The 24,553-nt window shown below is 47.8% G+C and carries 25 protein-coding genes and 1 pseudogene; 9 read left to right on the top strand and 17 right to left on the bottom strand.

The window, feature by feature from the left end:
* Positions 1 to 97: 97 nt before the first annotated feature.
* The 16 genes and pseudogenes from cspE to hutC all read right to left on the bottom strand — a co-directional run bounded on the left by cspE (position 98) and on the right by hutC (position 15,380).
* Positions 98 to 307, bottom strand: a complete 210-nt coding sequence (cspE, locus tag TSUB_RS09185) for a transcription antiterminator/RNA stability regulator CspE (protein WP_087024827.1) — start codon at positions 305 to 307, stop codon at positions 98 to 100.
* Positions 308 to 585: 278 nt separating this feature from the next.
* On the bottom strand, positions 586 to 729 hold the full coding sequence (locus TSUB_RS09180; RefSeq protein WP_159065009.1) for a VOC family protein: 144 nt from the start codon (positions 727 to 729) through the stop codon (positions 586 to 588).
* A gap of 371 nt (positions 730 to 1,100) precedes the next feature.
* Positions 1,101 to 1,256: pseudogene (locus TSUB_RS25040) on the bottom strand (VOC family protein); the annotation flags it as partial.
* Positions 1,257 to 1,365: 109 nt separating this feature from the next.
* Positions 1,366 to 1,881, bottom strand: coding sequence for a hypothetical protein (locus TSUB_RS09170; protein WP_087024833.1), 516 nt, complete (start codon positions 1,879 to 1,881; stop codon positions 1,366 to 1,368).
* Positions 1,882 to 1,911: 30 nt separating this feature from the next.
* Positions 1,912 to 2,505 (bottom strand): copper chaperone PCu(A)C, encoded by a 594-nt coding sequence (locus TSUB_RS09165; RefSeq protein WP_087024835.1) that lies wholly within the window; start codon positions 2,503 to 2,505, stop codon positions 1,912 to 1,914.
* Between the two features lie 9 nt (positions 2,506 to 2,514).
* Positions 2,515 to 3,132, bottom strand: coding sequence for an SCO family protein (locus tag TSUB_RS09160; protein ID WP_087024837.1), 618 nt, complete (start codon positions 3,130 to 3,132; stop codon positions 2,515 to 2,517).
* Complete coding sequence (gene cyoE, locus TSUB_RS09155) at positions 3,132 to 4,064, bottom strand: heme o synthase (RefSeq protein WP_087024839.1); 933 nt, start codon at positions 4,062 to 4,064, stop codon at positions 3,132 to 3,134. Before cyoE ends, TSUB_RS09160 begins: the two co-directional genes overlap by 1 nt.
* Before the next feature lie 11 nt (positions 4,065 to 4,075).
* The gene (gene cyoD, locus TSUB_RS09150; RefSeq protein WP_087024841.1) at positions 4,076 to 4,414 is read right to left on the bottom strand and encodes a cytochrome o ubiquinol oxidase subunit IV; all 339 of its coding nucleotides are present in this window, start codon (positions 4,412 to 4,414) and stop codon (positions 4,076 to 4,078) included.
* Entirely contained in the window at positions 4,414 to 5,025 is a 612-nt protein-coding gene (cyoC, locus tag TSUB_RS09145; protein WP_221274587.1) for a cytochrome o ubiquinol oxidase subunit III, read from the bottom strand. Before cyoC ends, cyoD begins: the two co-directional genes overlap by 1 nt.
* A gap of 55 nt (positions 5,026 to 5,080) precedes the next feature.
* The gene (cyoB, locus tag TSUB_RS09140; protein WP_192867875.1) at positions 5,081 to 7,099 is read right to left on the bottom strand and encodes a cytochrome o ubiquinol oxidase subunit I; all 2,019 of its coding nucleotides are present in this window, start codon (positions 7,097 to 7,099) and stop codon (positions 5,081 to 5,083) included.
* A gap of 28 nt (positions 7,100 to 7,127) precedes the next feature.
* Positions 7,128 to 8,012 (bottom strand): ubiquinol oxidase subunit II, encoded by an 885-nt coding sequence (cyoA, locus tag TSUB_RS09135; protein WP_087024847.1) that lies wholly within the window; start codon positions 8,010 to 8,012, stop codon positions 7,128 to 7,130.
* Between the two features lie 885 nt (positions 8,013 to 8,897).
* Entirely contained in the window at positions 8,898 to 10,430 is a 1,533-nt protein-coding gene (gene hutH / locus TSUB_RS09130; RefSeq protein ID WP_087018276.1) for a histidine ammonia-lyase, read from the bottom strand.
* A 25-nt stretch (positions 10,431 to 10,455) separates the two neighbouring features.
* The gene (gene hutU, locus TSUB_RS09125; protein WP_087018274.1) at positions 10,456 to 12,147 is read right to left on the bottom strand and encodes a urocanate hydratase; all 1,692 of its coding nucleotides are present in this window, start codon (positions 12,145 to 12,147) and stop codon (positions 10,456 to 10,458) included.
* A gap of 10 nt (positions 12,148 to 12,157) precedes the next feature.
* On the bottom strand, positions 12,158 to 13,234 hold the full coding sequence (gene hutG / locus TSUB_RS09120; RefSeq protein WP_087018272.1) for a formimidoylglutamase: 1,077 nt from the start codon (positions 13,232 to 13,234) through the stop codon (positions 12,158 to 12,160).
* Complete coding sequence (hutI, locus tag TSUB_RS09115) at positions 13,224 to 14,408, bottom strand: imidazolonepropionase (RefSeq protein ID WP_087018282.1); 1,185 nt, start codon at positions 14,406 to 14,408, stop codon at positions 13,224 to 13,226. The genes hutG and hutI overlap by 11 nt, the downstream gene beginning before the upstream one ends.
* Before the next feature lie 264 nt (positions 14,409 to 14,672).
* Complete coding sequence (hutC, locus tag TSUB_RS09110; RefSeq protein ID WP_087018280.1) at positions 14,673 to 15,380, bottom strand: histidine utilization repressor; 708 nt, start codon at positions 15,378 to 15,380, stop codon at positions 14,673 to 14,675.
* 185 nt (positions 15,381 to 15,565) lie between these two features.
* On the opposite strand from hutC, the gene TSUB_RS09105 reads away from it, so the two are divergent.
* Positions 15,566 to 16,372 (top strand): bifunctional 5,10-methylenetetrahydrofolate dehydrogenase/5,10-methenyltetrahydrofolate cyclohydrolase, encoded by an 807-nt coding sequence (locus TSUB_RS09105; protein WP_087018270.1) that lies wholly within the window; start codon positions 15,566 to 15,568, stop codon positions 16,370 to 16,372.
* A 326-nt stretch (positions 16,373 to 16,698) separates the two neighbouring features.
* Here the strand turns inward: TSUB_RS09105 and TSUB_RS09100 are convergent, their stop codons facing one another.
* Positions 16,699 to 17,274 carry a nucleoside triphosphate pyrophosphohydrolase family protein gene (locus tag TSUB_RS09100; protein ID WP_087018268.1) on the bottom strand — a complete coding sequence of 192 codons (576 nt, stop codon included), beginning with the start codon at positions 17,272 to 17,274 and terminating at the stop codon, positions 16,699 to 16,701.
* A 19-nt stretch (positions 17,275 to 17,293) separates the two neighbouring features.
* On the opposite strand from TSUB_RS09100, the gene TSUB_RS25035 reads away from it, so the two are divergent.
* The 8 genes from TSUB_RS25035 to TSUB_RS09060 all read left to right on the top strand — a co-directional run bounded on the left by TSUB_RS25035 (position 17,294) and on the right by TSUB_RS09060 (position 24,414).
* Positions 17,294 to 17,464 carry a DOPA 4,5-dioxygenase family protein gene (locus tag TSUB_RS25035; protein WP_246616340.1) on the top strand — a complete coding sequence of 57 codons (171 nt, stop codon included), beginning with the start codon at positions 17,294 to 17,296 and terminating at the stop codon, positions 17,462 to 17,464.
* Positions 17,465 to 17,527: 63 nt separating this feature from the next.
* A complete protein-coding gene (locus tag TSUB_RS09090; RefSeq protein WP_343231770.1) occupies positions 17,528 to 18,070 on the top strand; it encodes a YbaK/EbsC family protein in 543 nt (180 codons plus the stop codon).
* Between the two features lie 126 nt (positions 18,071 to 18,196).
* Positions 18,197 to 18,631: a hypothetical protein gene (locus TSUB_RS09085; RefSeq protein WP_087018266.1), complete on the top strand. Its 435-nt coding sequence runs from the start codon at positions 18,197 to 18,199 to the stop codon at positions 18,629 to 18,631.
* A gap of 192 nt (positions 18,632 to 18,823) precedes the next feature.
* The gene (locus TSUB_RS09080) at positions 18,824 to 20,275 is read left to right on the top strand and encodes a serine hydrolase (RefSeq protein WP_087018264.1); all 1,452 of its coding nucleotides are present in this window, start codon (positions 18,824 to 18,826) and stop codon (positions 20,273 to 20,275) included.
* Between the two features lie 198 nt (positions 20,276 to 20,473).
* On the top strand, positions 20,474 to 20,908 hold the full coding sequence (locus TSUB_RS09075; RefSeq protein ID WP_159064832.1) for an ecotin family protein: 435 nt from the start codon (positions 20,474 to 20,476) through the stop codon (positions 20,906 to 20,908).
* Between the two features lie 130 nt (positions 20,909 to 21,038).
* A protein-coding gene (locus tag TSUB_RS09070; RefSeq protein ID WP_221274514.1) for an IS1182 family transposase occupies positions 21,039 to 22,474 on the top strand; the annotation gives its coding sequence in 2 pieces (ribosomal slippage) (positions 21,039 to 21,594 and positions 21,594 to 22,474; 1,437 coding nt in all).
* 226 nt (positions 22,475 to 22,700) lie between these two features.
* Positions 22,701 to 23,888, top strand: a complete 1,188-nt coding sequence (locus TSUB_RS09065) for a sugar efflux transporter (RefSeq protein ID WP_087022988.1) — start codon at positions 22,701 to 22,703, stop codon at positions 23,886 to 23,888.
* 55 nt (positions 23,889 to 23,943) lie between these two features.
* Positions 23,944 to 24,414, top strand: coding sequence for an ASCH domain-containing protein (locus TSUB_RS09060; RefSeq protein ID WP_087022986.1), 471 nt, complete (start codon positions 23,944 to 23,946; stop codon positions 24,412 to 24,414).
* The last annotated feature ends 139 nt before the right edge of the window (positions 24,415 to 24,553 follow it).

The following is a 24,553-nucleotide window of genomic DNA, read 5'->3' as shown; positions in this document are numbered from 1 at the left end:
ATAAGGTGATGTTGAAGAGATGTCTAAGAGAAGAGGCGGTTGGGATTGAGATGAAAGAAAACCGCAGGCAACAGCTGTTGCCTGCGGTTTAAAAGTCTTACAGAACTTCTACGTTCGCAGCTTGAAGACCTTTTTGACCTTGCTCTACTTCGAAAGCAACTTTTTGGCCTTCAGCAAGAGTTTTGAAACCTTCACCAGTGATAGCACGGAAGTGAACGAATACGTCAGCGCCGCCGTTGTCTTGAGTGATGAAACCGAAACCTTTCTCTTCGTTAAACCACTTAACGATACCAGTTGTTTTAGACATGTTATGTCCCTTACTAAATTAAAAAAATGTTCGCAGACAAATTGCGATTTACTGTGGTCGCGAATTATTTAATTGCGTGATGAAGCCAAGAGGGAATGCTAAGAACAACGAACAACAACAGTTACGATGGTTTACAGAGAATTCTACTTTACTCAATTTTTGCGTTTAATAACTCTGAACTACAGAGGCCTACAATTATGATTGGGCTTGCTGACATTGTAAAGGACTATCTAAGTATGAATGTGCTTATTTGGCCATTGTGCCGCCATTTGTGACACTTAATCAGCATTATGCCGTTGTAAACCCGGGTATGACACCTCGGTTATGTGGGCTAAACGACTGTTAAGGTCGCCAACATGAAGCTCTAACTTGTGACCATCGGGGTCAAGAAGGTAGAGCGATTGCCCTTCACTACGGTTCACTTTCCACTCCTTTATACCAAGAGAGCGAAGCCTAGCCGCAAATGCGTCAAACTGTGAAGGGGCAATACTGAAAGTGATATACTCAAGTCACCTCAAGATACAGGCTTCAGAAGCAGACTAGCGCGTCGAGTTCAAGGCAAAGGTGTGAAGGAATGGCTTTCCCCTTTCGAACACATTTAACGCAGAAATCGGGGTGCTAGTCGCTTCCCGAAGGGCGAGTTTTCTAGGCTCGCCACCTTTGTTACTGCTTTTTGATGTAGTCCACTAGACCTTCAAAGCAGTGCCTCGATGGCAAGCCTAGAAATTCTCGCTGAACATGTATCTTCAGGTGACTTGAGTATACGACTATAATCGCGAGCAGGTTTAGCGGCATCGACAGACAAACAGAACCACAAATCACCGGCCGAGAGGTAGGCGCCATTGTCCCATGTTGCATGTAGACAAAGCCCGAGTTTATCAACGTAAAAATCGAGTGATGCCTCTAGTGAAGAGACGGCAAGGGTGAGGTGGTTGAGTCCGGTTATCATAGTGCGGCAGTTGCAATGGGTTTCGGGAAGAATACCTGTTGTCACGGATAGAAAAAAGCCCCCGGGCCAAATTGGCAACCGGGGGCGAAGGGTGAACGATACAACAGTGTTAGTGCTCGACGAGTTGTCGCGTCGTGACTAAACAGAGTGTTGAAAATTGCTCGGTTAAGAAAGCTTGTTTTCCTTGAATCCGCTTACTGACAAGTACGGATGTATTGTCGTTGAGCTTGCCTTGAAATTGCCACTTACTGAAGGCTTCATGGCGTGCATCAGCACAAGGCGTATTGAGCACGTAGCTCTCTGTCACAGACGTGAAACACTGACCTTGCGCATTCTCGACACCATGGAAAGTGATGTGACTATCTCTATCGCGATACTGACTCACCGCGAGGGCATTAAACAGATGGATATCGGCATCACCGTTTTGGTAGGCCAGTAATCGGTGAGGGTTCTGCTTTAAGTTCTCTCTCGCGACTGTTCTTAGCGCCGTCTCACAGGGGATAGCTTGCTCAGCAGCCAACTTGTCCATCGAGGTCTCAACCTCATGCTTTTCGCTAGCGAAGAGATGAGAGGAGGTAAAGGCGAGAAAAAAGCTGCCTGCTGTCAGTAAATAGGATAATTTCATTCTTTCTCCACCACGTTTGAGTCGAACGATTTATAGCTTGTCGAGTTGTTTAACGGACAACTGTACTGTGTAGCGATTATCCTTGTCATCAATCAAGACGACATCAAAGGTTTCTCCCGCAGTAAAGCGTGTTGTAATCCCCATAAACATGAGGTGGTAACCGCCTGTTGTGAACGCAAAGCTTTCGCCAGCTGGGATCTCGATAGCCTCCATTTTACGCATCGCCATTTTGTTATCTCGCATGAACATGCGATGAAACTCAGTGTGCTGAGACAGGGCAGTTTCGGCAGCAACGAGACGTATCGTTTCTTGTCCAGTGTTGGTCAGCGTAAGATAGCCCGCACTGACTTTTATGCCGGGTATGGTGGCTTTGGCAACAGCATGTTCGGCGAACAGCGTATCACTGAGTGGCTGCCTACCTGATGCGAGTGATGCGAGGTCAAGTTCTGGCGCATCATGATGATGGTGATCATGCGCTTCACCATGGTGATGATGACTATGTTCGACTGGGCTGTGCGCGGGCGCTGCGTCTTTTTCAGCACTGTGATCATGGGCATCACAGGCGGCTAATGGCAGGGCAGTGAGGGCGAGCGCCATCGCCATTGCAATACGAGTTTGGTTCATTTCATTTCCTTACTGCGCTGGGTAGCGTTGTAACGTGCGTTCGATGCGCGCTGCCAGTTCAACTGGTGTGGTGCTATGACTCATCGCATCGATCAGTTGGCCTTGAGGGTTAATGATGAAAAAGCGCGATGCATGATCAACGGTGTAGTCGAGTACAGAAGATTCCATGTCGACCAAATCGACATAAACGCCAAACTGGTCGGTAATCGCATCGACCTCTTCTTGGGTACCCGTAAGACCGAGAATTTGCGGGTCAAAGTACTGAGCAAACTCATGCAAAGAGTCTAAATCATCGCGGTTTGGGTCTACGCTGACGAAAAAGCCTTGTACGTGCTCGTAGGTTTCTTTTTCGAGTAACTTAAATGACGCAGACATCACCCCCATTGAGGAAGGGCAGACTTCAGCACAGTTAAGAAAACCAAAGTACATGACAACAACTTTGCCCTTATGGGCTTCAGAGTCAATCGCGCCTGTTGCGCTGTTGAGCTGGAAACGCCCACCGAGCTCTTCAAACTGTTTTGGTCTTTCACCGATAGGGATAGTGGTGTTGTCGATATACAGGGCAATGATACCCGCGATGGCAAGCACGCCGGCCATGATGACCCAGCGAACAGGGTTGTTACTCATTAATTTAATCCTTCAACAGCAAAAGGACTCGTCATGGCAGTAGAGTCCTGCCATGCGAGTTGAGGTGCGGTGACATCGGTTGGCATGAAGTCGACGGAGATGAGTACGCAGAACACCATGATACAGACGATAGAAAACAGCATTAGACGCTTGCCCCATTGTTCCGCTGGCATTTTTTGGAAGCTGACTTTTGCAATGTATAGCCAATACAGGCTGGCTAAACCCATGCCTAACGCGTACCAGCTGCCCGCATAACCGAGGTAGGTGAGTGCGAAGGTAGCAACGGCAAAGGCAACGATGTAACCGATGATGTGGTAACGCGCTTTATCGATCCCAGCTTGAATCGGCAGGACGGGGATATTTGCAGCCTTGTAATCATCGAATCGGTAGATGGCAATCGCATAAGAGTGCGGAATTTGCCAGATGATGAAAGTGAGAAAAAGGACGGCTGCACCTGCATCAAACTGATGGGTAACCGCACAGTAACCAATAACCGGAGGGCAGGCGCCCGATAAGCCACCAATCAAGGTACCGTGTACAGATTGACGCTTGTAGTAAAGGCTATAAAAGCCGACATAGACGATAAAGCCGAGTAAGCCGAAGCCAAAGGCCGTCACCGAGGTAAAGGTGTAGAGCGTGAGAAAGCCAAGCAGCCCCAGTACAAAGGCAAAATTGAGTGCATGAGAAACGGGTAATACGCCTTGCACGAGCTCTCGATTACACGTTCGTTTCATTTTGCCGTCGATATCGCGGTCTATCACGTTGTTGAACACGCAGCCAGACGCCACGATGAGCGAAGTGCCCATCGCGACGGCCAGAAACAGTATCCAATCAATCTGGCCCTGTGAGGCCAGAAAGAAACCACCTGCCGCGGCAACAAGGTTGCCACGGATAATGCCAGGTTTGGTTAGTTGCAGATAGTGTTTAAACATAAAGTAACCGTTTAGTGGCCCATCAGCATGTTGTGGTTCAAGTGTTGCATGATCCACAGCGAGCCGACCAATATGATGGCCACAATGACCACGGTAAATACCGCCGAAGTGGTATTCCACATCTGTTCAGATGAGGTGTTCATGTGGAGGAAGAAAATCAGCTGAACCAAGATTTGTGCGACCGCACAGATCATGATGACACCAATAGTCATCTGTGGTGAGCCGATATCCATCATTACCATCGCGAAAGGGATAAGTGTCAGGATGACAGAGTAAATTAGACCATGGGTATACTCTTTCACACTACCGTGCGCTTGACCGCCCTGACCGTGTTCGTTTGACTGTCCCATTACATCACTCCCATCAGATACACAACGCTAAAGACACAGATCCAGATAATATCGAGGAAGTGCCAGAAGAGGCTGAGACAGGCAAGACGTGTCTTGTTGTCTTCGGTAAAGCCATCGCGTTTAAAGTGAACAAACAATACGAGCATCCAAACCAAGCCCGCAAAAACGTGCAGACCGTGGGTTGCTACCAGTGCATAGAATGAAGACCAGTAAGCACTGCTATCAAAGGTTGCCCCTTCATTGCTAAAGTGCCAGAACTCGTAGAGCTCCATGACTAGGAAGCTCAAGCCTAGGGCGAAAGTAATACCAAGCCACTTAAACATGCCTTGCATGTTGTGATCTTTGGCTTTTAACATCGCGATACCGAAAGTGAAACTACTTGCTAGAAGCAGGGCGGTTTCACCTAACACAAACGGTAGGCTGAAGAGGTCTTTCGGTTCAATGAGACCTGCAAAACTGTTTGAGAACACGGCATAGGTCGCAAATAGCGTACCAAACAGTAAACAGTCACTCAGGATGTATATCCAGAAGCCGAAAATAGTGTCACCCGCGTAATCATGATGGTCATGATCATCGTGTGTATCATGGTGCGCCGTTGCCGACGCTTCCAGTGATTGCGCGTTGTGCGCAGTATTAGTTGATGTGCTCATTATTTCTCTTCAATCCTTATACCACGGTGCCTTCTGCATCTTTTGACGCAGGGCGGTATTGTGGATGATCTTGGTATACACGCTCTAGATGCGGGCCTTCAATGGCTTCAACCTCAGCCACTTCAACGAAGTAGTCTTTGCTGCGTTGGAAGCTGTAGGCGATCCAAGAAACGACAATCGCTAAGAAGCTGGCGATAACTAGCCACCAAATGTGCCAAACAAAACCAAAGCCAAGCGTCAGTGAGAAGAAACTGATCACAACGCCAGCCCAAGTGTTCTTCGGCATGTGGATACGCTTGTAACGCTCAGGGGCTTGATAGGCTAAACCATTGTCTTTGCAGTAAGCATGCTCATCACGATCATGGATCTTTGGCAAGGTCGCAAAGTTGTAAAACGCTGGTGGTGACGACGTCGACCATTCAAGCGTACGGCCATTCCATGGGTCACCAGTGGTGTCCATGTTTTGCTTACGATCACGAATTGAGATGAAGAATTGGTAGAACTGCGCGGCGATACCTGCAGCAATAATGCAGACACCAAACGCGGCTATCCATAGCATTGGAGCCCATTCTGGGTTTTCTGCAACGCTTAGGCGGCGCGTCATGCCGTTGAAGCCCAGTACGTAGACCGGCATAAATGCAACGAAGAAACCCACAGTCCAAAGGACACAAGAAATCTTGCCCCACTTTTCGTTCAGCATGTAACCGGTTGCTTTCGGCCACCAGTAAGTCATACCTGCAAAGTAACCGAAGACCGCACCACCGATAATAACGTTGTGGAAGTGCGCGATAACGAACAAGCTGTTATGCAGTACGAAGTTCGCTGCCGGAATAGCAAGCATAACGCCCGTCATACCGCCAATGGTAAAGGTGATCAGGAAGGCAATGGTCCACCACATACTGGCCGAAAATTCGACGCGGCCTTTGTACATCGTAAACAGCCAGTTAAATATCTTAACCCCGGTGGGTATCGATATAATCATGGTCGCAATACCGAAGAAGGCGTTAACACTTGCCCCAGCACCCATGGTGAAGAAGTGGTGTAGCCATACAACGAAGGATAGCAACATGATAACCGCCGTTGCCCACACCAATGAGGTGTAGCCGAATAGACGCTTACGAGAGAAAGTAGCGGTGATCTCTGAGAAGATACCAAACGCAGGTAGCACAAGGATATACACCTCAGGGTGACCCCAAGCCCAGATCAAGTTGACGTACATCATCTGGTTGCCGCCCATGTCATTGGTAAAGAAGTGTGTACCAATGTAGCGGTCTAGCGTAAGTAATGTCAGCGTGACAGTTAGGATTGGGAAAGCAACCACAATCAAGGCGTTTGAACAGAGTGCCGTCCAAGTAAAGACAGGCATCTGCATCATTTTCATGCCCGGCGCACGCATGCGTAGGATGGTAACGACAAAGTTAACACCCGTTAAAAGGGTACCGATTCCCGAGATTTGCAGAGACCAAAGCCAGTAGTCAACGCCGACCCATGGGCTGTATTCCATGCCAGAAAGTGGCGGGTAAGCCAACCAACCCGTTGCACCGAACTCACCAACGAAGAGTGATACGTTGATTAGAATCGCGCCAACCACAAACAGCCAGAAGCTCAATGAGTTCAAGAACGGAAAGGCGACGTCTCGGGCACCGATTTGCAGCGGCACTATGATGTTCATTAGACCTACCACGAGCGGCATGGCAACGAAGAAGATCATAATTACACCGTGCGCGGTGAATATTTGGTCGTAGTGTTCCGGGGGGAGATAGGAGGCATCTACCGTTGAAAGCGCTTGTTGTGAACGCATTAATACGGCATCTGAGAAGCCTCGTATCATCATCACCAAGGCGACAATGATATACATGACACCAATTTTTTTATGGTCGACAGAAGAGAACCACTCCTCCCATAAATAGCGCCACTTACCCATGTAAGTGATGAGGCCCAATAGGCCAATGCCGCCAAGAACGACAGCGATCATTACCGGCAAAATGACCGGATCATAATAAGGGATAACGTCCCAGTTCAGTTTACCGAAGATTGGATCCGGCTCGGCATATACATCGCCCTTATAAGCCATTTTGGACTCCTGAGTGTTTTTCAATGATGTCTTTGAATCGAAGCGGATCGACCGATGAATAGTAGGTCACCGGGTGAGGCGCTTTAATCTGCTCTTTGGCGTTAGCAGTCAGCGCGTCATAAGTTGCGTCGTTGAGTTCGAGTTGAGAAGCTTTCACCGTGTCAATCCACTGGTCGAAGCCTTCATCACTCACAGCGTGAGCTTTAAAACGCATATTGGTGAAACCAAAACCACTGTAGTTTGCTGATAATCCACGGTATTCACCTTCTTCAGAGGCCATCAAATGAAGACGGTTTTCCATCCCGGCCATGGCATAGACCTGGCTACCGAGTTGTGGAATAAAGAATGAGTTCATCGTTGTATCTGAGGTCACTAAGAACTCAACAGGGCGATCAACTGGCAGCGCCAGCTCGTTCACTGTTGCAACTTGCTGCTCTGGATAGATGAACAGCCATTTCCAGTTCATGGAAACAACTTGGATAGTCAGTGCAGGCTTTTCTGAAGCAAGCTCTTGGCGAGGGTCAAGGGAGAAGGAAGTTTTATAAGTAATCCAACCCAACGCTAGAATGATCAGGCACGGAATCGTCCATACGATGATCTCAATTTTGGTTGAGTGCTCCCAATCAGGCTTGTATTCAGCCTCTTTGTTGCTGTGGCGGTATTTGTACGGAAAGTACACCGACATAAACAGCACAGGTACGATGATGATTGCCATAAGCAGCACTGAGGTGATGATGAGCGCTTCCTGCGCTTCCCCGATGGGGCCTTTCGGATCGAATAACACCATGTTGCTACTGAATAGTAAGCCCAATAATATGAGCGATACTACCCCGAGCAATATCAATGCAACTGGTTTGTTACATCTTGCTTTCATTCTTTCTCCAGAGAAACTTTGTAGTAACAGTTGAGTCATAATTTGACGGCGGCGGTAACATATCATTTAGGGTAAATAGATTAAATAAACCAACGCACAAAATGCAGACAAACAAATAAAAAATCGCATTATTTGGCTTGAAATAAACAATTTATTAACATTTAATGGTTATTAAATTAACAATAAACCATAAATAAAAAGAGGTTATTGGCCAAATAAAGAGCAGTCCAGTTTTGTATCGATAACCACTTTCTCCAAGCCTTATCTCTGCCGCATTAAGAATAGTTCTATCTCTACAACGTTATATACGTGTGACATGTCTCTTTAGTTTAATGCTTAGTTGGGATTTGTATTTATGTGTTTGTTTTTAAAAGTTAATGTTGTTCTTGGATGCCAGGTTGAGTTTGAATGTTGAAGCGTGGCAATCGCTGGGAAAGATAATGCAGAGTTGCACCGCTATTACCATTCTACTCGTTGTGGTTATTGTTGGTGCTTTTTTAATAAGGCAATGTTGGCTGGTTAAACATTGAGCAGGTTGAGGGGTCTTTATAATTAGGCGGATCTGCAAGGCTATTTTTTACAGGCAAGTAACCCTTATATTAGTGTGGATGTTGTGTAAATGTTGCATTTACTGATATTTCTATCGCTGTCTAGAAAATCGACACTTAGGGAGAGTGTTGGTTATTTTCTTGCTGGTTTTTTGTTCAATGTTAAGGTTGTTTATCAGTTTGACGCTTCGGTCATTTGAGTAACCTACTATTAACATTCTAGGTTTGGGATGTTGATTTTTGGAGTTCCAGCCACGCGATATTGGCGTACTCGGGCTCAACATAAAAAAGCCGATCTCAGGTGAGACCGGCATTTGCCTACAGCGAGTAGGGAAAGTTAAATGCTTGGTAAGAGGTTATCCGGCATCAAACGGTTATAGCTCGCCTCTTTGAGTAGCGTGTCAGCTTTAGCGATGTCAGGCGCAAAATAGCGGTCTTTGTCATAAAATGCGACGTGACTTCTCAGTTCGGCTTTCGCTTGCTCTAAGCGGACACTGCTTTTGTTAGGTGCTCTAAAATCGATGCCTTGACAGGCTGACAAGAGCTCGACGGCAAGAATACCCCGGGTATTGTCCGCCATCTCCGCTAAACGGCGACCTGCAAAAGTTGCCATTGAGACATGGTCTTCTTGGTTAGCAGACGTGGGCAGACTATCTACCGAGGCAGGGTGGGCAAGGGTCTTATTTTCACTGGCCAAGGCGGCAGAGGTGACTTGGGCGATCATAAAACCAGAGTTTACGCCGCCATTGTTAACGAGAAAAGGTGGCAGCTTGCTAAGGTTGCTGTCAATAAGCAGCGCCATGCGGCGTTCAGATAACGAGCCTATCTCGGCAATGGCAAGGGCGAGGTTGTCTGCTGCCATCGCTACTGGCTCTGCGTGGAAGTTACCACCAGAAATGATGTCGCCATCATCAGGAAAGACCAATGGGTTGTCAGAGACGGCGTTAGCTTCAACTTCGAGCACCTCCGCAGCGTGGCGGATTTGGGCAAGGCATGCTCCCATCACTTGAGGCTGACAGCGAAGTGAGTATGGGTCTTGTACTTTTTCACAGCCTTTGTGGCTATCGCCGATTTCACTGTGCTGCTCCAATAAATGTCGATAAGCCATCGCGGCATCCATTTGGGTACGATGCCCTCGTGCTCGATGAATTCGTGGGTCGAAGGGACGGCGGCTTCCCAATGCGGCTTCGACAGAAAGTGCACCGCATACCGTTGCCGACGCATAGAGATCTTCGGCGGCAAACAGCCCTTCGAGCGCGAAAGCCGTTGAGGCTTGTGTCCCATTTAAAAGCGCTAGACCTTCCTTGGGGCCAAGGGTGATAGGCGTTAGTCCTGCGATTTTTAGCGCTGCGGCACCGGATATGACTTCTCCCTTATGCCTTGCTTGGCCCTCGCCGAGTAGTACCGTACTCATATGGGCGAGGGGAGCGAGATCGCCTGAAGCACCGACAGAGCCTTTTTCTGGTATGCAAGGATAGACTTCGGCGTTGATCAGCGTTGTCAATGCTTCGACAACTTCATAGCGAATGCCGGAAAAGCCGCAGGCTAAACTGTTGATCTTCAGTATCATCATCAGGCGCACGGTTTCATCGCGCATAAATGTGCCGATACCCGCAGCGTGTGAGAGAACGATACTGCGTTGTAAGGTCTCAAGATCTTCCGTTGCAATACGCGTGTTCGCAAGTAGACCAAAGCCCGTATTGATACCGTAGACAACAGAGCCATTATCAATGAGCTCGGCGACGGTATCGGTACTCGGCTTCATTTGTGCCGCGATGTTGGCGCCTAGTTTCAGTTGGGTCTTTTCGCGACTCACTCGGCGTAGCTGAGGGAGAGTCAATTCACCAGGGATTAGGGTCAGTTCGTACATCTGTTACTTCCTCTGAACGTTGGCGTTATTGACGCGGTGTGTTGGGTAGATCTAGCAAAGGGAGATCGAGTTTCTCTTCCTTCGCACAATTGATGGCGATGTCGTAGCCTGCATCAGCATGGCGCATCACCCCGGTGGCAGGGTCATTTTTTAGTACTCGGCCAATACGCTTTGATGCCTCTTCGGTGCCATCACAGCAGATAACGACGCCGGAATGTTGCGAAAAGCCCATACCGACACCGCCACCATGGTGAAGTGACACCCAAGTCGCGCCGGATGCGGTGTTTAATAGTGCATTCAGTAATGGCCAATCTGAGACCGCATCAGAGCCATCCATCATGCCTTCTGTCTCTCGGTTCGGGCTGGCAACAGAGCCGGAATCTAGGTGATCTCGACCAATGACAACCGGTGCCTTCAACTCGCCGTTTTTGACCATGTCATTGAAGGCTTGGCCTAGGCGTTCGCGATCTTTTAATCCGACCCAGCAAATACGCGCAGGCAGTCCTTGAAACTGAATGCGTTCACGGGCCATATCTAGCCAGTTATGAAGGTGCGGATTATCGGGGATGAGCTCTTTGACTTTTTGGTCTGTTTTATAGATGTCTTCTGGGTCGCCAGAAAGCGCTGCCCATCTAAATGGCCCAATCCCTTCACAGAACAGCGGTCGGATGTATGCCGGCACAAATCCAGGAAAATCAAAGGCGTTATCTACACCCTTTTCTAGCGCCATTTGACGAATGTTATTTCCGTAGTCGACCGTGGCTGCGCCGCGGCTTTGCAATGTAAGCATGGCGCGAACTTGGACGGCCATCGAACACTTCGCTGCGTCAACAACGGCATCTGGGTTCGCTTCACGTTCAAGCTTGGCTTTTTCCATGCTCCAACCTTGAGGTAAGTAACCATTGAGCGGATCATGGGCAGAGGTTTGGTCGGTAACCACATCTGGCGTGATATTGCGCTCGACTAACTCAGCAAAGATATCTGCGGCGTTACCGAGTAGGCCGACGGATACGGGTGTGCTAGTCAGTTTGGCTTCTTCAATGATGGCAAGCGCATCGTCGAGGGTGGTGGCCTTTTTATCGACGTAACCAGTGCGAAGGCGATAGTCGATGCGTGATTCGTCGCATTCAACAGCGATCATCGAAAAGCCAGCCATCGTGCCCGCGAGTGGTTGAGCACCACCCATACCGCCGAGCCCGCCTGTTAGAATCCATTTGCCAGCCGCCGAGCCGTCAAAGTGTTGCTTTGCCATCGCGACGAAGGTTTCGTAGGTGCCCTGGACGATCCCTTGAGAGCCGATATAAATCCAACTCCCTGCCGTCATTTGGCCATACATTGCGAGGCCTTTTTTGTCTAACTCATTAAAGTGCTCCCAGTTTGCCCAGTGAGGAACAAGGTTTGAGTTAGCGATGAGCACGCGGGGGGCATCAGCATGGGTTTTGAACACACCGACAGGTTTGCCTGACTGGACGAGTAACGTCTCGTCGTCTTCTAGGCGTTTCAGTGTTTCAACGATTTTGTCATAGCATGCCCAATCACGTGCAGCACGACCGATACCACCATAGACGACAAGTGACTGCGGATGTTCTGCGACGTTGGGGTGGAGGTTATTCATTAGCATCCGCAACGGGGCTTCCGTTAACCACGATTTTGCGTTGAGTTTGGTGCCCGTCGGGGCATGAATTTCGCGATCACTGTCCATTCTTGGGTCGGTCATTGCAAACTCCTTATGAGGGTGATGTTTCGTTATTATTGAAAGTCGCGCACAGTTGCCAAATGAGGCGTGCTGCGAGTCGAGCGGTTTGATTATCTTGGTCGACGGTTGGATTGTATTCAGCGATATCAGCCAAGCGTAGTAGTCGTTGTCCTTGTGCATCTCTCAATGCAGCAATAGTGCGGATCAATGATTCCACGATGCGGTAGTCGACGCCAAGCACTGCTGGGGCACTGACGCCGGGCGCTTGAGATGCAGGAAAGACATCAAGGTCGACGGTGAGATATAGGGCATCACAGCCAGCAGCAAACTGAAGAATCTGTTGCAATAGACGCTGTTCGTTAGCGCAGTCAACATCTTCAATGATGGTAACGTTCAACGCTTCGGCGCGTTTAAACAAGGTTTGGGTATTGCTGGTACGGCTAACCCCGATGCAGGCGTAATGAAAAGGCCAGCCTTGTGCCTCACAATATTGGGCGATTTGGTTGAATGGCGTGCCAGAGCTGCCTTTTCCCTCCACCAGCGGGCGAAGATCAAAATGCGCATCGAAGTTGATAATACCGATGCGCGGTGGCGAATCTTTACGCGTGCTCTGCTGCTTGGGGTGCTTTGCTTTAAGTTGTGGTTGTTGCAGATGCTGCGCTTTCAAATGAGAGGCGAGGCCCTGATAGCTACCCCAAGCGACTTCATGGCCTCCGCCTAGTATGATAGGGAAGTGCCCTGTATTCAGGCTTTGTGCCACGCTATTGGCAAGTAAAGTCTGTGCGTCTGCGAGTGGATCTCTGGTCGCGTCTGAGCTTGAATCACAAGCAATGTCACCAAGATCGCGAAGCACACAGCTGTGGTGCCAAGCCATGTTCGAGAGCGCTTGTCTGATGCGTTGAGGGGCTTGCTTCGCACCTAAACGCCCTTTATTGCGACGGACACCTTCTTCACAGGCAAAGCCGATTAAATCCACTGTCGATGACAATCCGCTGGCGTCTGTTGGGGGCTTGACGGCCTGATGAAAACGGAGTCCTGCTGCACCATCTTCGGGATCTTCTCGCCCCTGCCACACGGATAAGTCTGGCTGCGTTGGTTTATTCTCCATGGTGTTGTACCCCTTTGATGACTCGGAAGGCGAGAGGGGATGTCCCGACCTGATAGCTGAGTTGTGCAGGAGAGGTTGCTTGCCAGACGGCGAGGTCCGCTTGCATGCCTTTGGCGATATAGCCAGTATGTGTTTGGCCGAGTGCTTTGGCGGCATGGCAGGTGACCCCTTGCAGTGCTTCTCTCGGTGTTAACCGAAATTGTGTGCATGCCATGTTCATCATCAAGGTGAGTGACGCATAGGGTGAAGTGCCGGGGTTGAAATCACTCGCGATGGCCATCGGGACCTGATATTGGCGGAGTAAATCGATAGGCGGTTGTTGCGTTTCACGCAGAAAGAAAAATGCACCCGGTAGCAAGGTTGCCACTGTGCCATGAGTTGCCAGTGCTTGAACGCCGGCCTCGTCAAGATATTCAAGGTGATCGACTGACGTTGCACCGAGTTCAGCGGCAAGTGCGCTACCGCCAAGGTTGGAAAGCTGTTCTGTGTGCCCTTTGACCATCAAACCATGGGCGTGTGCTGTTCTAAATACTTTTTCCATTTGCGCAGGGGAGAACGCGATTTTTTCACAGAAAACATCGACAGCGTCGACCAAATTTTCATTGGCTGCGGCGGGAATTATCTCGTCACAAATGTGCTCAATGTATTCTTCAGCGCTGTGTGCAAACTCGGGGGGAAGGGCATGGGCGGCGAGCAGTGTTGTGGTGATATGCAGGTGGACATGTTGCTGTAGCGCTTTAGCGACACGCAACATTTTGAGTTCGTCGTTGAGTGTTAGGCCATAACCGGATTTAATCTCAATACTTGTGACGCCGTCACGCGCTAGTGCTTTGGCGCGTGGGATCGCTAGGGCGGTAAGCTCTGCCTCCGTTGCGTTACGCGTGGCCGTTACTGAAGCTAATATGCCGCCACCTTGCTTGGCGATCTCAGTATAAGGCACGCCGTTAAGACGCTGCTCAAATTCATTTGCTCGACATCCTGCGAAAACAAGGTGGGTATGGGCATCGATCAGTCCGGGGGTGACGAGCTTGCCCTCAGCATCAATACAAGGTGTTCCTGGTTTTACCTTGGGCGCATATTCACTCGTGCCTATCTGCTGAACCTTACCGTCGGCAATATGTAGCCAACTGTCTGTGACGACTTGATATCCCTGTTCATCGGCGTCGGGATCCATGGTGACGAGATTGCAATTGTAGAGCACCCAACTTTCAGTCACGATTGATTTCCTTGTGCGATTTATTTGTATAGACAAATGTATAGTCAAATCCGCGCGAAGGATCAATAGCGTATGTTATCAGTATGTGATCATGGTCGTTTAATATCCGGCTAAAATTAAGTCGAATATTGTAAAGCTATGGCTACGCTTGCCCAAAAATACTGCACAGTAACCAAAGGCCGGATGATTATCTGCTGGGGGGGAGGTCAAGCGCGCGAGGTGTTACGCGCCATCATTGCGAGCCGTGAGTTTATAGCGAGAGCCTGGATGATAGAGAAGCGCCGCCGAGATGAGCTGCTGGTCACTCCATGTGCGACGATGTAATAGCAGGCAAGGGGAATGTGAAGAGATAGCAAGCCATTGGCAAATCTCTTCTGGCGCTAACACGGCTTCGACTGTGTGTTCCACGGCGCTGAGGGGTTTAACCGTAGAAAGGTATTCATTAGGCGTGAGAGTGCTGAAATCTTGTTGTGCGTATTCGGGGACGTGCTGCGGGTTAACCCAGCGATGCTCATATTGAATTGCTTGATTGTCAGCATAGTGGACAATCGCACTCTCATAAATCGTGCTGTTATGCATCACCCCAAGACGTATCGCGGCCTCTTCATCGGCAAGCACTTGTGCGACAGAGATGACCTGACTACTGTACTCTTGGCCGCGCGCTCTGACTTCATCGGCAATATTACGAATGTCCATTAGCGGGGATTCTGCCTTAGGATGGCTGACAAAGGTGCCAACACGAGGTGTACGTTCGAGTAGGCCCTCATTGACGAGATCTCGCAACGCTTTGCTTACTGTCATCCGGCTGACCTCAAAAAGGCGGCACAGTTCAGCTTCGGTTGGAACGCGATATCCCGGTGGCCATTGCTGACTTTGAATGCGTTCGCGAATGTGATCTTGAATTTGCTGAAAGCGGGGCGCGCGAGTAATTTTCGAGGTCGTCATAGATGTATTCAAAAGTCATTAATTGTCTATACAAATGTAGTCTGCCTGTCTCTATTCGCAAGGTCAAGCGATCAGCTTGCTGATGGTCAATCCCTGTTTCTTGTTCTAGCGCAATAATTCTGTCCAGATTCTTGATATAACACTCTTTTTGTCATTGAAGACGAGGTCGTATGAAAGCCTTCATTAGTGAGCTCTATGACGAGCAACTATCTGAGCTTAAACAGCAAATTGCCGAAAAGGAATTGGCGGTAGAGTTAACGATCGTTACGGTTGGGGACGATCCGGCGAGTAAAGTGTATGTGCGAAATAAAGTCCGCTTGTTTGAAAATTTAGGTTTGCCTTGCCACCATCTCGTGTTGCCGGAAGATGGGACGACACAAGCAGATTTGGATGGGCTAGCGCAAAGCACATCACACCCTATTCTTTTTCAACTTCCGTTGCCAAATGGTTTAGAGGCGCCTGATTTGCCTGCCACAATCGATGTTGACGGCTTTGGCTCTGAGATTTTAGGGCAACTGGTACTTGGCCAAAATGCCATTCTCCCTTGTACCGTTCAAGCCGTCATTGACATCATTGCGGCGCATCGTGGTGACAACGCGTTCTCAGGCACCAAAGTTGCGGTGATTGGTCGCAGTAATATTGTTGGTAAGCCTCTCGCGATTGAACTGATCAATCGACAGTCAACGGTGTCGAGTTTCAACAGTCGGTCTGATTTAGCGTCTGTTGATTGGCATCAATTTGATGTGATTGTTGTCGCGACGGGATTACATGGGACGTTGACCAGCGACCAGTTCTGCGAAGGGCAGTTAGTGGTTGATGTTGGCATCAATCGCGTCGATGGACAGCTGGTCGGTGACATCAAACACATTGATGGGGCAGAGACTAAAGCCGCAATCACGCCTGTACCCGGTGGTGTAGGTCGTTTGACTTGCATGAATGTATTGGGGAATGCGGTAAGGCTGATCGCCAACCGCTAAACTCGGTGCAATAGTACAAAGGCAACCTCAGGGTTGCCTTTATACTCAAACCACCTCAAGATGCTTGTTCAGCGAGAGTTTCTAGGCTTGTCAACAAGACACTGTTTTGAAGATCTAGTGGACTAAATCAAAAAACAGTAACGACGGTGGCGAGCCTAGAAAACTCGCCCTTCGGGAAGCGACTAGCGCCCCGATTTCTGCGTTAAAGGTGTTTGAAAGGGGGAAGCCATTCCTTCACACCTTTGCCTTGGTATCTTTACCTTGACTTCGACGCGCTAGGCCGCTTCTGAATCCTGCATCTTGAGGTGGTTTGAGTATATTGTTTGTTACTGGGTGAGAGAGACTAAATCTGCCGGGCGATAGTAGACAGACTTCAGCACCTTACCTTGGCGAATAGTCTTGCCTTCTAAAGTCACGTCTTCAGCACATTTCGCTATCACATAATCCCCTTTCACTGCCGAGAAGAGTTTTACCCCTTGTTTCGCATAGTGCGCTTCGGTATCCGCATACTCTTGTTGGTTGCGGCAGACTTTACTCATGTTACTGCTGTGGACTTCATTCCAGCACGGTAAGAAGTCAATATTTTGGTTAGCCGCAACGTGTAGGAGTAGGTCAATCATATAACTGATCGCAATATTCTCTTCCATCTTGTTATGGCCAAGGTGTACAAGACGGCCAACAAGTACATAAACGGTATCAACAATCGCATCCGCGCGCTCGGCTTTACAATCTGCTTCGGCGAGTTCGGTGAGTTCTTCAATGGCAAGCGAGGTATGCAACTGATCAGCCTTGTCATCTAATGTCGATGGCGCGGCAACCGGTAAATCAAAGGTGGTGCGAAACTCAGTGATGTCGCGGTAAAGTTGATCATAAAGTTCAGTAGTCAGTTTGCTGAGTTGCATTGTAGGTTCCAGATAAGCATTGAAAGCGGCTATTGTAGTGGATGATGGGATTGATGTCGCCTTTGTCCGCAGGCTGGCGTGGCCTGAGCTAAATGCTGATACGGGTGATGATTTAACTGACCATACCGATTATGCCTACTGGCTAGGGGACGCTGTGGAGTTGGATTTACGTCTGTTTTTGGCTAGTTAATGAGTGTAATCGCTTTCCTTATCACGACTCTTATTGTAGAAGTTAGCAATTTTGTGGCTATCAATGTATTGGTATAAAAATAACGATGCCATTCAAGAAAAGGTGTTAACGAAAGGGAAAAATATGTCGAATGAATTGAAAGCGTCATCCTCAAGGGTACAAGAGTGTTTATCTCAATATGGTCATGATTTCATCGTACAGCAAATGCCAAGCACGACTCGAACTGCTGAAGAAGCCGCGAGCACTATCGGTTGTATGGTAGGGCAAATAGCAAAATCACTTGTTTTTATACATGCGGAGACAGGCGAACCAGTATTGGTCATCGTGTCAGGGCTTAATCGCGTGTGTGTAGATAAAGTCAAGGCAAATACAGGCCTTACCTTGAAAAAAGCAAGTGCATCTTTTGTTAGAGAAAAAATTGGCTTTGCGATTGGAGGCGTTCCGCCTGTTGCACACAATAATAAAGTGAATACCTTGCTTGATAACGACTTGCGACAATACAAAGAAGTATGGGCAGCGGCAGGCACTCCTAATTCGGTGTTTAAGCTCAACCCTGAACACCTCAATGAACTGACAAAGGGGCAGTGGATCGACTTATCTCAGTAGTAATGGCTTTTTATCCTCTATTATGTTGTCTGTTTAAATATGGCCGCGCTTAGTTTTAAAAAGCTATTCTGAGTGATGAACTGATAATAGCTTTATTTATTAAGTGGTTTCTATGGAAGCATAAAAATGCACCGCACCTCTCGTAACACACCGAAAGAGATCTACCATGGTATTCCAAACGGATGGAAGAAATCGCAGATCCTTAAAAAATACAGCCAACTTGGCGGCACGAATCTTCATACCTACGATACGAGCGATAACGCAAACGTGACGTCTTTTCGACAAGCGTGGGTAGATTACAGGGATACGCTGCGTGAGATCGCGGAGTTAGTCAGAGTAGGGGATGCGGCTGCAATTGAGATTGCGGTGCAATATATCGAATTGGATTACTTTGGTTCATACTCTGGCTATTTAAAGGAACGTCTAGCTAGGGTACTCAAGCACCAAGAACTTACTCAGCGACAGAGAGTGCGTTTACGTCATCATATCGTCCGTCTCCAAAATGATGGGGTAAGTTTTCAAGAATTCCGAGAGTACAGAAAGCTGTTAACGGCGATTTAATATAAGCATGCCGTCTAGAAGGGGCTTGTGTCATCAACGCAAATTAGACAAATAACACGTGCTACACCCTGTTTAATAAGACGTGGCTCGCACGAACTCATCATCCTGAATGATTGAATACTTAAACGCCATAAACTGGATTCTATCGTTTATGAAATGAAGCGCTAGTTAGCGGTGAGAATAGAGGACGTGATGTTAGAGATTATTGGCGTTAAGTTAAAACAACTCGAGCGGTGTTTTTGGAACCACCTATTTCGACCTTTGGTCTTGTTAATAGGTCTCTTCTTCAATCTTTCGGCCTTCGCGAATACCAGTGACCCTTTTGTCGGTGTCTATCATGCAAAGACTGATACCTTGGCTTACCTGATCATTAAACAGAGTGATGGACGTTACTTTGGGAACACGGCTTATGGCTCAATGGAACTTGTGATTAATGACAACGGCAAGTTACGCTCAAAGGGTTCAAACTATGAAGTGACTGGAGAGTTTAGTCAGCCGCTAGATGGCGTATATCAACGTGTTGCCGTCAATGTGGCTGATCTTGATTTAACGTATCAACGTGTAGAGGTCTCGAATGAGGATCTCATCGCGCTTATGTATGGCGCAGAGCAACATAGCAGCGATTTTAGCAGTGCGATGGTATGTAGTGAGCGCACCGAAGTGCCGTCAGATGTCGAATATAAAGCAGAGTACCTTGACGATCTTATCTCCAATATCGAAGTTGGTCGCATGAACTACAAAAACACCAATAGTCTATTGGTGATGAAGGATGGGCAACTGCTGGTTGAGGAATATTTCAATGGTTGGACGGCTGACGAACCTCATCAAGTTCAGTCTGTGAGTAAAAGTTTGACGTCTTTACTCGCGGGGATGGCGATCACCGAAGAGAAAATCCCCGGTTCTGATGCGCCAGTTTCCACCTTGCTGCCTCGCTATAAAACGCTTTTCGAGGGTGCCAAAGCCAATATTACCCTGCAACAGTTTTTAACTATGTCGGCGGGGCTCGAATGGAACGAGTGGTCATCATCCTACGATAACCCTGACAACGTACGTGTAAAAGAGATGGAAAGTGCTGATTCTGTTGCCTTTACATTAAAACGCCCTTTGGTGAATGAGCCGGGTTCGACATTTAGTTATAGTGGCGGCTTTGTTTCTGTTGTGGGGGAAGTGATTCGTGAAGCGACTGAACAGGCGACTGTCAGTGACTACGCTAAAAATGGGCCGTTATCTGCGCTTTGTCTTAAGAACGCCTTTTGGTTTAAGCAGCAAGACGGGCGGACAAATGTAGCGGGTGGCGCGTATATGCGTCCCATCGATATGCTAAAAATCGGTCAACTCGTTTTAAATGACGGTGCTTGGAATGGGCAACAAATTATCGATAAAGATTGGATGATTGAATCTACCACCCCTGTGATTGATTCGAGCCTACCCGGAAAACGCTATGGATATTTTTGGTGGGAGACGGAGTTTAGCATTCAAGGTGAAACCTACTCGGCGATTATGGCGCAAGGTTGGGGTGGGCAAGACATCGTTATCATCAAGTCTCTTAACTTGGTCGTGGTAAAAACAGCAGAAAGCTTTAATAGCCAATCCCCCATTGGCACTATGATGATTTTACACATATTGCCTGCTTTGGTGAGTTAAAGCCCACTATTTGTGTTGCGTGATACATGTTAACGCCCCAGCCGCAACCCGACTGGGGCTTTGTCAATCGAATAGCAAAGACGGTCAATACGCCTCCACTTCAATCAGAGTAAACTTACGTAAATTCAGCAGACAGACAGAAAAACTGCTGTATTATGAACACTGTTTTCAATGACTAGTTTAACAACAGGTGATGCTATGAAAAAGCTGACAATGGCGGCAGGGCTGATGATGATTGCGATGAGTACTTCTGCGAAAGAGGTGAGCGTACACATGTTCTCGACTGACATGTACCCAGAGTTGACCATGCACTCTTTCATCCTTGATGCTCGCGCAGAAGAGCAAAATGCGTTGTTGCAGTTGGTTGCCAGTAAAACGATGGAAGTTGACTGCAATGTGCGTCACTTGAACGTAAATGTTGAGCGCAAAAGCCTAGAAGGGTGGGGGTATCCTTACTTCGTCATTACTGAAGCGCCAACCATGGGCACAACCTTGTTGCCATGTGATAAAGAGATGCGTGAGCTTGAAAGTGCAAGAGGCGAGTTACACAGGTATAACAGCAAAGTGCCTCTCGTGATTTACGCGCCGGAAGATCTTGATATTGATTATCGTGTCTGGAGTGTGGAAGAGTAATTCCGTCGCGATGTTTTTCAGTTGAATCAACACAAGCCTGCCTAAGTGCAGGCTCAGACTGCTGACAAAGGTCTAGCTTTCGAGCTAGACCTTTGATCTAATAGGGGTATCGAAATATGGACACTCCGTTATGCTTCAAGAGCCTACTCCGCAACAATACGAACTGGAAATGGTGACGATGGAACAGTTAGTTCCTAAAAACCATTTAGTGCGTAAAATCGATAATGCTATCGACTTCGAATTCATTCGAGATGAAGTCGCTCATCTTTACTGTAAAGATAATGGACGCCCACCTGTTGACCCTGTCCGCCTCTTCAAAATCATCTTACTTGGCTACATCTTTGGCATAAAAAGTGAGCGTCAGCTCGTCAAAGAGATTGAAGTGAATGTCGCTTACCGTTGGTTCTTGCGGATGTCATTAACAGAGAAAGTCATTCACGCTTCTACTCTCAGCCAGAACCGCATTCGTCGCTTTAATGGCACGGATGTATTCGAACGTATTTTTATCAATATCGTAGAGCAAGCCATGTCGAAAGGCTTGGTCGCGGGTCAAGAGCTCTTTACGGACAGTACTCATCTCAAAGCGAACGCCAACAAGAATAAACACACCAATAAAGTCACGGCGGTTCGTGCCAGTACCTATCTTGATATGCTGGATGAAGACGTCGCTTTAGACCGAGAAAAGCAGGTAAGAAGCCACTTAAGGCTCGGGAGTCAGAGCCAAAAACAAAGAATACTAAAACCAGCACCACTGACCCAGAGAGTGGCTTCATGACTCGTGATAATAAGCCTCAAGGCTTCTTTTATCTCGACCATCGAACCGTTGATGGTCAACACGGAATTATTCTCGATACCTACACCACCGCGGGTAACATCAATGACTCACAGCCTTACGTTCAACGCTTAGATTACACGCTTGCCACATTCCAATTGAACCCGATAGCTGTTGGACTGGATGCGGGCTACTTTACTGCTCCAGTGGCGGAGTCACTTGAACGTCGAGCTATTCTTGGCGTGTTCGGTTATCGACGTCCATCTAGAACGAAAAATACGTTCAAAAAGAAGCACTTTACTTACGATGCGCAAAGAGACAGCTACCAATGTCCGAATGGTCAGGAGTTGCTTTATAAAACTACCTCACGCGATGCGTATCGAGAATACCACTCAGCCCCCAAAGAATGTGCGTTCTGTCCAATGAGGGATGACTGTACTCAAAGCAGAAATATGAAGAAAGTGATTACACGGCATATCTATAGTGACGCAGTAGAGAGGGCAAACCAAATGCGGCTCTCTTCCTACGGCAAGAAGACTTATAGACGTCGAAGTGAAACAGTAGAACGTAGCTTTGCAGACGCTAAGCAACATCACGGTCATCGTTATGCTCGCTTCCGCGGTCTAGCCAATGTGCAAATGCAATGTTGGTTGGCAGCGGCAGCCCAAAACATCAAGAAGATAGCGCTGGTGATGAACTATCTCCGAAAAATAGGCTTAAACATGGCAGAAATGAGGCAAATACTTGCTTCTGTATGCCTATGTAATGAACGGAAACTTCTGCGCACGACATAGCAAAAAATATCGCGATCGCGACCTACGGTCGCTTCCAAAAAAGAACCCCGCTTAAAAAGCGGGGTTCGTCATCAATCTGAGCCTGCCTAAGTGCAGGCTTTCTTTGTTTAGGCCTACTGCCGTTTCTTCGTAAGATGAGTGCATATGTTGATTAGTTTGTCATTGCTTTATTATGCAACACCTTGTTAAGGTTAAGGGTCCTTGTTTACGATAAGAGCCTAATAAGTTGCGGATAGACCAAAAGAAAATACTGTTTGTTGTTAATGGAATGACAGCGCTGGCGTTTGCCTTTGTATTACCGATTATGAGCCTCTTTCTGGTTGAAGAACTCAATGCTCAGCCCATGTATATCGGTCTCTACACGACGACCGCATCGTTAATGACCATTCTTATTAGCCCTAAGTTGACAGGGTTGATTGATAAAGGTGTCTCCAGTAAGCATGTTTTTCTGCTGACACTGGCAGGGATTTTCTTTGGCGCATTGGGCTTTTCAGCAGCTAGCGAATTTTGGCATGCATTGCTTATTGGCATGTTTGTTATGCCCTTTGCCTCTTCTTCGATTCCAGTTGTACTTACCATTATTCGTGGCTTTGCCGACGCAACGGGTGAAAACAGCACACAACTCAACTCGCAGATGCGATCGTCAGTCTCTTTGTTGTGGATATTCGGTCCACCTCTTGCATTTGTCTCTGTCGATAAACTGGGCTTTACCTTGAACTACTTTTTAGCAGCGACAATAGCAAGCCTCGTTTTTCTGTTTGTGGCGGTAATGTTGAAATTACCCGCTGACGCCAAAGCGAGTAAGAGTAACGTTTCAAAAACGGTCGAGCGTTTACCGAAAGAGGTATGGTACTTGGCTGCGGTAATGTTCTTGGCCAATGTTGCGAATAGTACTTACTTAAATGCCATGCCTATCTATTTGACTCGCGAACTCGGGTTGCCGAAATCCTATCCAGGCATCCTGCTAGGCCTGACCGCAGCGATTGAAATTCCGATTATGTTGTTGGCAGCAAAATGGTCTAAGAAACATGGCAAAGGCGGGCTGCTGAAAGTGGGTTTTGCATCGGCAATGTTGTTTTACATTGGGATGTACTCGTTACATGATTTTTATCTGCTGCTACCACTGCAGCTCATCAATGGTGTTTTCTTCGGTATCTTTGTCGGATTAGGTGTGACTTACATGCAAGACTTGGCACCAAAAGCGATTGGTAAAGCCTCTGCCTTCTACACCAACACTATGCTGGTGGGAACGATGGTCGGTACTTCGTTGATGGGTGTGATTTCTCAAGGGTTTGGCTTTAAAGCGCCACTGATTCTTTGCTTATTGGCAATAAGTCTCGCGCTCATCGGGTTAGTTTGGTTTGATAGATATCAGAAACGGCAGATGAACTCGCCTGTCGCCGTTTCAGGCTAGCACTGTTTCCAAGTGAATATATTTCTAGACCAATTTCGAAAGGAGACAGTCGAGTATGAATGCACAGCAAAGTGAGTACCTGAATCAATACCTTGAAACATTGAGTTCAGAACAACGCGCAGCTGTTCCGCAGATGATCGCTGAACACTTTTGTAGCGATGAAGAAAATGCCAATACTTGTGCAGCGCTTATCTTGGCAGGAAAAAAGACAGCATCATGCAGTTTAAAGCAGGCTTATCTGATTGAAAACGAACCCTTACCCGAAGTAGGGCGCTTGACTGTGGTTTTGAACTGGGCCCAAGAGCCCGTTTGTATTGTTCGACTAACCCAAGTCTCTACTGCTCCTTTCAATGAAGTGACTGAAGACTTTGCTCGCGCTGAAGGTGAAGGGGACGGCAGCTACACGTGGTGGCGAGAGGCTCATATCGCCTTTTTCACTGCATATGCTAACGAGATAGGCGCAGAGTTCGATGTGTCTTCTGAACTGGTCTTGGAGCGCTTTGAGAAAGTGTATCCGTTACCTTAGTTTGCAGGATGTTTGATCGGGCGGCGAGTGTTTCCATCGATGCATCTTGGTTGCTTTTCACATACCGGTCTCAAACTAACTACAATGGAGTCAGGAGCCCACACTCGAAACCATAAACGCTCTAGAACGCCCAGTTTTC

Source organism: Thaumasiovibrio subtropicus (genome assembly GCF_019703835.1).
In the GTDB taxonomy this organism is placed as follows: domain Bacteria; phylum Pseudomonadota; class Gammaproteobacteria; order Enterobacterales; family Vibrionaceae; genus Thaumasiovibrio; species Thaumasiovibrio subtropicus.
Note: the sequence above shows the minus strand (reverse complement) of the source record. Positions and strands in the feature narration are given on the sequence as shown.

What these genes read in the sequence shown, in the direction of transcription:
- TSUB_RS09170 (WP_087024833.1), bottom strand. Translation starts at nt 1,881, where the DNA reads ATGAAATTATCCTATTTACTGACAGCAGGCAGCTTTTTTCTCGCCTTT.
- cyoE (WP_087024839.1), bottom strand. Translation starts at nt 4,064, where the DNA reads ATGTTTAAACACTATCTGCAACTAACCAAACCTGGCATTATCCGTGGC.
- hutH (WP_087018276.1), bottom strand. Translation starts at nt 10,430, where the DNA reads ATGTACGAACTGACCCTAATCCCTGGTGAATTGACTCTCCCTCAGCTA.
- TSUB_RS09160 (WP_087024837.1), bottom strand. Translation starts at nt 3,132, where the DNA reads ATGAGTAACAACCCTGTTCGCTGGGTCATCATGGCCGGCGTGCTTGCC.
- TSUB_RS09090 (WP_343231770.1), top strand. Translation starts at nt 17,528, where the DNA reads ATGTATTGGTATAAAAATAACGATGCCATTCAAGAAAAGGTGTTAACG.
- TSUB_RS09085 (WP_087018266.1), top strand. Translation starts at nt 18,197, where the DNA reads ATGCACCGCACCTCTCGTAACACACCGAAAGAGATCTACCATGGTATT.
- TSUB_RS09100 (WP_087018268.1), bottom strand. Translation starts at nt 17,274, where the DNA reads ATGCAACTCAGCAAACTGACTACTGAACTTTATGATCAACTTTACCGC.
- TSUB_RS09105 (WP_087018270.1), top strand. Translation starts at nt 15,566, where the DNA reads ATGAAAGCCTTCATTAGTGAGCTCTATGACGAGCAACTATCTGAGCTT.
- TSUB_RS09080 (WP_087018264.1), top strand. Translation starts at nt 18,824, where the DNA reads ATGTTAGAGATTATTGGCGTTAAGTTAAAACAACTCGAGCGGTGTTTT.
- hutU (WP_087018274.1), bottom strand. Translation starts at nt 12,147, where the DNA reads ATGACCGACCCAAGAATGGACAGTGATCGCGAAATTCATGCCCCGACG.
- cspE (WP_087024827.1), bottom strand. Translation starts at nt 307, where the DNA reads ATGTCTAAAACAACTGGTATCGTTAAGTGGTTTAACGAAGAGAAAGGT.
- cyoA (WP_087024847.1), bottom strand. Translation starts at nt 8,012, where the DNA reads ATGAAAGCAAGATGTAACAAACCAGTTGCATTGATATTGCTCGGGGTA.
- TSUB_RS09165 (WP_087024835.1), bottom strand. Translation starts at nt 2,505, where the DNA reads ATGAACCAAACTCGTATTGCAATGGCGATGGCGCTCGCCCTCACTGCC.
- TSUB_RS09075 (WP_159064832.1), top strand. Translation starts at nt 20,474, where the DNA reads ATGAAAAAGCTGACAATGGCGGCAGGGCTGATGATGATTGCGATGAGT.
- cyoD (WP_087024841.1), bottom strand. Translation starts at nt 4,414, where the DNA reads ATGGGACAGTCAAACGAACACGGTCAGGGCGGTCAAGCGCACGGTAGT.
- TSUB_RS09060 (WP_087022986.1), top strand. Translation starts at nt 23,944, where the DNA reads ATGAATGCACAGCAAAGTGAGTACCTGAATCAATACCTTGAAACATTG.
- hutI (WP_087018282.1), bottom strand. Translation starts at nt 14,408, where the DNA reads ATGGATCCCGACGCCGATGAACAGGGATATCAAGTCGTCACAGACAGT.
- hutG (WP_087018272.1), bottom strand. Translation starts at nt 13,234, where the DNA reads ATGGAGAATAAACCAACGCAGCCAGACTTATCCGTGTGGCAGGGGCGA.